Origin of the sequence: Thermovibrio sp. (genome assembly GCA_015488335.1) — a bacterium.
Lineage (GTDB): Bacteria > Aquificota > Aquificia > Desulfurobacteriales > Desulfurobacteriaceae > Balnearium.
Window position 1 is genome coordinate 54,396 of sequence record WFNZ01000070.1, and the last position, 7,078, is coordinate 61,473.

Consider the following 7,078-nt stretch of genomic DNA (forward strand, 5'->3'; position numbering starts at 1 on the left):
CAATTACTCCCCCTCCAGAAACTGGAAAGATAGAAAAGAACCATATCTAAGGAGGGGGAGCTATGATAAGAAAGCTCCTGCTTTTCTCTGCTGTAGCATCTGCCTTCATACTACCCCAGGCCTCTCTGGCCAAGAGCCGGTGTATTGAATGTCACGAGAAGGTGACACCCGGCATCGTCAAGCAGTTTCTCTCCGGGAAGATGGGGAAGGCCGGAGTTGACTGCTCTGCCTGTCACGGCAGTGAGCACATGACGTCAACCGACTACAAAAAGGCCAAGTTCCCAACGCCGGACACCTGTAAGAAGTGCCACCCTGTTCAGGTTCAGCAGTTCAGGGCTGGAAAGCACGACCTTGGCTGGATAGCCTTCAACGCAATGCCTATGGTTACCCACCAGCCAAGGGCAATTGTTGGGCCCGGCTACAAGGGATGTTCAGGGTGCCACAAGATTGGGAGGAAGCCCCCAGAGGTCATGGCACACTACAGGTATGGAAACGCACAGTGCGATGCCTGCCACACCCGCCACAAGTTTAGTGTTGAAGAGGCCAGGTCTCCAAGGGCCTGTTCAAACTGCCACATGGGATTTGACCACCCTCAGTGGGAGATGTACGAGTCCTCTAAACACGGGATAATCTGGGACATAGACGGGAGGAAGCCCAACGGGAGAGCTCCCACCTGCCAGTTCTGCCACATGCCGGAGGGAACGCACAACGTTGTTACTCCGTGGGGCTTCTTAGCTCTAAGGATTCCGACGAAAGAGAACGTTCTTGCCTTGATTAAAGTTGCTCCTCAGCTTGAGAAACAGCTCAGGTCTCTGGCCGCTAAACTCCCCTCTGGCCACTACATTGACCTTGACGACGACCCACAGTGGACGTTTGACAGGGCTGTAATCCTTCAGGGAATCGGAGTCCTTGACGAGAACCTACAGCCGACAGAGAGGCTGGCAGTTGTTTTGAAGGCGAGGGTTGTTAGAGGGCCTGAAGAGTTTAACAAGCTCAGGATGGCAATGAAGAAGCGCTGTTACACGTGCCACTCAAAACCTTACATAGACAGCCAGTTCAGGGCAGCAGACGAAGTTGTTAAGGCTGCAGACCACGAGTTTGCAAAGGCAATACTCACCGTTAAGAAGCTCTACGACGACGGAATACTTAAAAAACCCAAGGGCTGGAAATATGCCCCAGACATACTCCACTTCTACGACTCACCTTCAGAGCTTGACCAAAAACTCTACCTCATCTTCCTTGAGTACAGACAGAGGGCATTCCAGGGTGCTTTCCACATAAGCAACGACTACATGCACTGGTACGGCTGGGCTCCGTTAAAAGAGACCGTTGTTGAGATCCAGCAGAAGGCTAAAGAGCTGAGGGAGCTCCACCAGCTTGAGGAAAAAGAGTAGTTTTTCAGTTCTGGGGAGGGGAGCTCCCCTCCCTCCATTCCTTGATGAATATTCCCTTCCTCTATAATTTCAATTAAACCAATCCATTAAACTATCAGGAGAGAGAGAATGGCCGTAAAAGAGGAGTTTCTGCCAAAGTGGATAGCTTGGGAGATTACAAGACGCTGCAACTTGGAGTGTATCCACTGCCGTTCCGCTTCAACTATAGAGTCTGAGCAGGGAGATTTCTCAACCGAAGACGGGAAAAAACTCCTTGACGATATAGCAAAACTCTCAAAGCCTACCGTCGTTCTTACAGGAGGTGAACCGCTACTGAGGGAGGACATCTGGGAGCTTGCAGAGTACGGAACAAAACTTGGATTCAGGATGTGTATAGCCACAAACGGAACGCTGGTTGACGACGAAGTGTGCCGTAAGATGAAAGAGGTTGGAATAAAGATGGTCTCCCTCTCTTTAGACGGTTCAACCCCAGAAATCCACGACGACTTCAGGAAGCAGCCGGGAGCCTACGAGGGGGTTATAAAGGCGGCAGAGCTTTTCAACAAGCACGGAATCCCTTTCCTCATTAACTCCTCTTTTACTAAAAGAAACGCTTTTGACATCCCAAACGTTTACAAAAAGGCGAGGGAGCTTGGGGCAAAGGCCTGGTATATGTTTATTGTTCTTCCAGTTGGAAGGGGAGAGGAGGCAAACGCGGAGCTCCTCAACGCTGAAGAGGCCGAATACTGGCTCAACTGGCACTACGAACTTGAGAAGGAGCTGATTTTAAAGGGGGACAACACGATATTAGTTCGCCCGACCTGTGCTCCCCACTACTACAGGATTTTCTACCAGAACGCCAAGAGAGACGGCTTAGACCTTAAGAGGAGAAACCTGGTCTTTGGAACAGGCGGTGGAAAGGGCTGCGTTGCAGGTCAGTCTATTGCCTACATAGACTGCCACGGCTGGTTAAGGCCCTGCAGCTACTTCCCGATTTCCGACGCCAACGTCTTTGACATTCCATTCCACAGAGCCTGGTTTGAGTCAAAGATAATGCAGGACATGAGGAAAATTGAAGAGTATAAGGGCAGGTGCGGAAGCTGTGAGTACGTGAAGATCTGCAACGGCTGTAGAGTCCGCGCCTACTGGGAGCACGGCGACTACATGCACGAGGACCCCATCTGCACCTACATTCCTGTAAAGATGAGAATCGGGATTAATACAAAGAACGGACTGTAGGCATGCAGAACCGGGCAAGAATCATAATAGGCGACAGCCGTAAAATGGTTGAGCTTGAGGATAGTTCTGTTCAGCTGATAGTAACCTCTCCACCCTACTGGCACATAAAAGACTACGGAACAGAGAATCAGATAGGCTACGGCCAGACTCTACACGAGTACCTGAAGGACCTCTACAGGGTCTGGAAGGAGTGTTACAGAGTTCTGGAGCCCGGGCGAAGACTTGTAATAAATATTGGCGATCAGTTTGCAAGATCTGTAATTTACGGTAGGTATAAAATAATTCCCCTCCACGCCGAAGTAATTGCCCAGTGTGAGGAAATAGGCTTTGACTACATGGGTTCCATCATCTGGCAGAAGAAAACGACGATGAACACTACAGGGGGAGCCACCGTCATGGGCTCCTATCCCTATCCTCCAAACGGAATGGTTGAGATAGATTACGAGCACATTCTTATTTTTAAAAAGCCTGGAAAGAGTAAAAAGGTTCCAAAAGAGATAAAAGAGAAGTCAAAACTCACTAAAGAGGAGTGGAAAACCTACTTTAGTGGCCACTGGAATTTTGGAGGTGCTCGACAGGTAGGCCACGAGGCGATGTTCCCTGAAGAGTTGCCGAGAAGAATAATAAAAATGTTTTCTTTTGTTGGAGAAACGGTTTTAGATCCTTTTTTAGGAAGTGGAACAACTGTAAAAGTAGCCCTTGAGCTTAATAGAAATGCCGTTGGCTATGAGATAAATGAGAGCTTTGCGGATGTTATTAAAGAAAAAGTAGGAATTAATACATTAATTAACTTTAATAAAATTGAAATTGTTAGAAGGAAAGAAAACTCACTTAGTTTAGAAGATGTTAACTACTCTTCAAGGATTAAAGATGCAAAGCCTGTTATAGAACCCAATAAGCTGAAATTTGGCAGGGAGAAGCTTTATAAAGTGAGAAAGGTTCTTGAAGATGGAAGTTTACTTCTTGATACTGGTTTAACTGTGAGTTTTCGTGGAGTGAAGTTAACTGACCTGAAAAAAGTGAGAGATTACTTGGGTAAATATGTTCTCGGTAAAGAGGTTTATCTTAAGTTTGATAAAGGTTATGTTGCTGAAAATGAGAATGTAGAGGCTTACGTTTACCTTAAAAACAGGATTTTTATTAATGCTTACCTTATAAAAAATGGTTTAGCTGTTGCTGATAGGGAAAAAGACTACGACTTAAAGAGAAGGTTCTTGAATATCAAGTCAACATCTGAGGCGTTGGGATGGAAATAAAAACAAAGAATGAAGAAATAAGAGCTCTTCTGGGAATAGGAAGTCCTGAATTCCCAAAGTATGTAACCCAGATACTGAATTTGGCCAATCAGAATGCTCAGGCAACCCGTCCAAAAGTTGTGGGGCAGATGAGTGAGTTAATAAAGGGGTTCAATGGGAAAACTTTAGCGGAATGGGAAAATTGGTACTTAGAGAGATATCCTGAGGCAATAGATAGGGCAACTGAAAAGATTCTCAATATGATTGAAAACTTTAAAGAAGCTATTGGGAAGATAGATGAGGATATGGTTAGACGGTGGGTTTGGGATTTAGTAATAGTAAAAACTTTCTTAGGTCTTAGATTTCAAGAGGCTGTTTTGAGAAAGCTATCAGAGGAGTTTGGTCTGGACTACAGGCTGGCCAGCCCTGAAGAGGAGAAGAAGGGAATAGACGGCTATATAGGGGGTGTGCCGGTTAGTTTAAAGCCAAGATCTTATGACTCTAGGAAACTACTTCCTGAGAAGATAGAAGATTATGTTATTTACTATGAAAAAAAGAAGGATGGACCCAGGATTTTTATTCCTGAAGATTTAGAGAGCTTGCTAAAAAGAGGCAAAGATAATAAGGAGTAAAATTATACCTCTGGAGGATGTAATGTCCCTTAAAGACCATCCCATTCTGAAAGCTGCAAGGGGAGAGGAGACCGAATATACACCCATCTGGATAATGAGGCAGGCGGGGAGATATTCTGCCAGATACAGGGAGATAAGAGCAAAAGCGGGCTCTTTTATGGATCTGTGCAAAAACCCTCAACTTGCGGCAGAGGTTACACTTATTCCCATTGAGGAGATTGGAGTTGACGCTGCGATTCTCTTCTCAGATATCCTTGTTCCCGTTGAGAAGATGGGGATAAACGTCTCCTTTGTTGAGGGGAAAGGGCCCGTTCTTGAGCCAAAGGTTGAGAGTTTAGAAGACGTTGAAAGGTTGAAAGTTCCAGAACCTGAAGAGGATTTGCCCTACGTCCTTGAGACGATTCAGATAATTAAGAAGAGACTTACCGATAGACCTTTAATTGGTTTTTCGGGAGCTCCCTTTACACTTGCAAGCTACATGTTAGAAGGGGGGAGCTCCAAAAACTACATAGCTGCCAAGTCAACGATGTGGAATAGGCCGCAGCTCTGGGACGCCCTCATGTTAAAGCTTACAGATACGGTTATAGAGTATCTCTCTGCTCAGATAGAAGCAGGAGTTGACCTTGTTCAGATATTTGACTCCTGGATGGGAGTTCTTTCAAGGGAAGACTACGAGAAATTTGTTTTCCCCTACACTGAGAAAATTGTAAATGAGTTAAAGAAACGGCATCCTGAAACGCCTATAATCCACTTCGGCGTAAACGCCGGCCACCTTTTAGAGGTGAACAACCGGCTTAACGTAGATGTTTTGGGGCTTGACTGGAAAACGGAAATTCCCTTTGCCCTTGAGAGAGTTGACAAGTCTATACAGGGGAACCTTGACCCTGTGGCTCTCTTTGCAGATGAGAAGACCATTGAAGCGAAAGTGAGAAAGATATTGGAAGAGGGAATGAGAGCGAGAGGACACATCTTTAACTTGGGGCACGGCATCCTTCCACAAACAGACCCGAAGAAAGCCAAATTCTTAGTTGATACAGTTCACAGGATAAGCAGGGAGCTCCGCAGATGAAAAAGAGAGTTGCTCTGGCCGTGGTTCTTTTCACTGCGGCCCTCATTTCTGCCTACTTTGCCCTTGAGTCCTTCGCCAACGTTAAACTGAAGGAGAAGTTTGATAGGCGTCTCTCAAAGCTTCCCTACGCTACCTCTTACTCCCGCTTTCACTACAGCCTCGGACCAAACGACGTTGAGATAGACGGTTTGAGTATGAAAGGGAATCTATTTTCCCTTCAAGCCCAAAAGCTCCTGATAGATTTACCCTACAACTTCAGAGAGAAACGTTTTCCGCCCTTTCTGAAGGTTGTTGTAAGAAACGGATACTTCCGGCTGGAGCTCCCTCTCCTTGACGAACTCTTAGGCAGGTCAAGTTTTGGCTTTGACCTTGCCGGCTGGTATGACTTTGAGGGAAATAGACTTGACGCGTTTTTCTTCTTAAACCTGAAAAGTCTGGGAAGCCTTTCCTTTAAGGCCGATATAGATAACCTTGATTACCCAACCGTAGAAAGGTTCTTTGAGGGAAGAACCACCGTCAATCCGATTTTGAGGAAGGGAGAGCTCTCCCACCTTGAAATGGTTTTCAAGAACGACGGCTTTTACGATACTTTTCTCAGATATGCCGCAAAACAGGAGGGAACCACGCCTGAGAATATCAGAAAAGAACTCCTTTCAATGATAAAACAGAGTTTTCAGGATGAAACTCTCTACACCAGAATAGGGAAACCTTTAGAGGAGTTTATAAACAATCCTACGTGCTTAAAATTTGAGTTTAACCCACCTCACCCTGTAAGCCTTCGGGAGTTGGAAAAGCTGGTTTCTTCCAAGCCGAACGTTAAAAGAGTTGTTGAAGAGCTTGGATTAAAACTTTCCCTTTGTGGTTAACGGGAGTTCTTCCTTGCTTTGACCCTTTTCTTCATTTCTTCTAAAGGAATCGGCTTTGCCTCTATACTCTTTGCCGGGCAGATGTTTCCACAGTGCCCACAGCCGGAACAAATTTCAGGGAACTCCGGAATAACGTTTCCGTTTTCGTCCAATCCTCTGGTTTCACACAGTTCTAAGCATTTTTCACAGTTCTGGCATTTACTGTGGTCAATCTCCTGTAAGTAGGTGGGAGTATAGAGTATTCCTCCCAGTGTTAGGTAGGCATAGTTTCCGTTTTCATCGGAGAGGAGTTCCTCTTCGTTTACCTCCATTTCCTCCGAACCGGAGGAGCAGTTTATGCCTCAGAGGAAAGCATCTTCGGGGCAGACAATCTTACAGAAGCCATCTCCTATACAGAGTTCGGGTTTGGTTATTATTGCAACTGTTTTTCCGTTTATCCCTTTAAGTTCAATACAGTTCTGTGGGCATATTTCAACACACTCACCGCAGCCTGTACACTTCAGGACGTTTATTCCACCGGGGTACTGGGGAATGAACGGTGAACCGTCTTGAGTTAAAATCACTTGGGTTTTGACTTCAACAGGTGCTTTCATGATTTCACCTTTCGCATTATCTGAAAGATCTCAGCTTATTTTATATCTATAATCAATTTATTCCAAGATGC

8 protein-coding genes are annotated in these 7,078 nt (G+C 45.6%); 6 read left to right on the forward strand and 2 right to left on the reverse strand.

Features of this window, described 5'->3' with window-relative positions; translation table 11 throughout:
* Positions 1-62 precede the first annotated feature (62 nt).
* The 6 genes from F8H35_RS09050 (at position 63) to F8H35_RS09075 (ending at position 6,414) form a co-directional block, all read left to right on the forward strand.
* On the forward strand, positions 63-1,394 hold the full coding sequence (locus tag F8H35_RS09050; RefSeq protein ID WP_472573214.1) for a multiheme c-type cytochrome: 1,332 nt from the start codon (positions 63-65) through the stop codon (positions 1,392-1,394).
* Between the two features lie 108 nt (positions 1,395-1,502).
* The gene (locus F8H35_RS09055) at positions 1,503-2,612 is read left to right on the forward strand and encodes a radical SAM protein (protein ID WP_472573215.1); all 1,110 of its coding nucleotides are present in this window, start codon (positions 1,503-1,505) and stop codon (positions 2,610-2,612) included.
* 2 nt (positions 2,613-2,614) lie between these two features.
* Entirely contained in the window at positions 2,615-3,868 is a 1,254-nt protein-coding gene (locus F8H35_RS09060) for a DNA-methyltransferase (protein ID WP_472573216.1), read from the forward strand.
* A complete protein-coding gene (locus F8H35_RS09065; RefSeq protein ID WP_472573217.1) occupies positions 3,859-4,479 on the forward strand; it encodes an MjaI family restriction endonuclease in 621 nt (206 codons plus the stop codon). The genes F8H35_RS09060 and F8H35_RS09065 overlap by 10 nt, the downstream gene beginning before the upstream one ends.
* Before the next feature lie 22 nt (positions 4,480-4,501).
* Positions 4,502-5,548: a uroporphyrinogen decarboxylase gene (hemE, locus tag F8H35_RS09070; RefSeq protein WP_472573218.1), complete on the forward strand. Its 1,047-nt coding sequence runs from the start codon at positions 4,502-4,504 to the stop codon at positions 5,546-5,548.
* Positions 5,545-6,414: a hypothetical protein gene (locus F8H35_RS09075; RefSeq protein ID WP_472573219.1), complete on the forward strand. Its 870-nt coding sequence runs from the start codon at positions 5,545-5,547 to the stop codon at positions 6,412-6,414. Before hemE ends, F8H35_RS09075 begins: the two co-directional genes overlap by 4 nt.
* Here the strand turns inward: F8H35_RS09075 and F8H35_RS09080 are convergent.
* Both F8H35_RS09080 and F8H35_RS09085 read right to left on the reverse strand, forming a co-directional pair.
* Positions 6,411-6,725 carry a hypothetical protein gene (locus tag F8H35_RS09080; RefSeq protein WP_472573220.1) on the reverse strand — a complete coding sequence of 105 codons (315 nt, stop codon included), beginning with the start codon at positions 6,723-6,725 and terminating at the stop codon, positions 6,411-6,413. The genes F8H35_RS09075 and F8H35_RS09080 overlap by 4 nt on opposite strands.
* A gap of 30 nt (positions 6,726-6,755) precedes the next feature.
* On the reverse strand, positions 6,756-7,007 hold the full coding sequence (locus tag F8H35_RS09085) for a 4Fe-4S binding protein (protein WP_472573221.1): 252 nt from the start codon (positions 7,005-7,007) through the stop codon (positions 6,756-6,758).
* Positions 7,008-7,078 lie beyond the last annotated feature (71 nt).

Coding starts and splice junctions, on each gene's coding strand:
- F8H35_RS09050 (WP_472573214.1), top strand. CDS start 63: ATGATAAGAAAGCTCCTGCTTTTCTCTGCTGTAGCATCTGCCTTCATA.
- F8H35_RS09055 (WP_472573215.1), top strand. CDS start 1,503: ATGGCCGTAAAAGAGGAGTTTCTGCCAAAGTGGATAGCTTGGGAGATT.
- F8H35_RS09060 (WP_472573216.1), top strand. CDS start 2,615: ATGCAGAACCGGGCAAGAATCATAATAGGCGACAGCCGTAAAATGGTT.
- F8H35_RS09065 (WP_472573217.1), top strand. CDS start 3,859: ATGGAAATAAAAACAAAGAATGAAGAAATAAGAGCTCTTCTGGGAATA.
- hemE (WP_472573218.1), top strand. CDS start 4,502: ATGTCCCTTAAAGACCATCCCATTCTGAAAGCTGCAAGGGGAGAGGAG.
- F8H35_RS09075 (WP_472573219.1), top strand. CDS start 5,545: ATGAAAAAGAGAGTTGCTCTGGCCGTGGTTCTTTTCACTGCGGCCCTC.
- F8H35_RS09080 (WP_472573220.1), bottom strand. CDS start 6,725: ATGGAGGTAAACGAAGAGGAACTCCTCTCCGATGAAAACGGAAACTAT.
- F8H35_RS09085 (WP_472573221.1), bottom strand. CDS start 7,007: ATGAAAGCACCTGTTGAAGTCAAAACCCAAGTGATTTTAACTCAAGAC.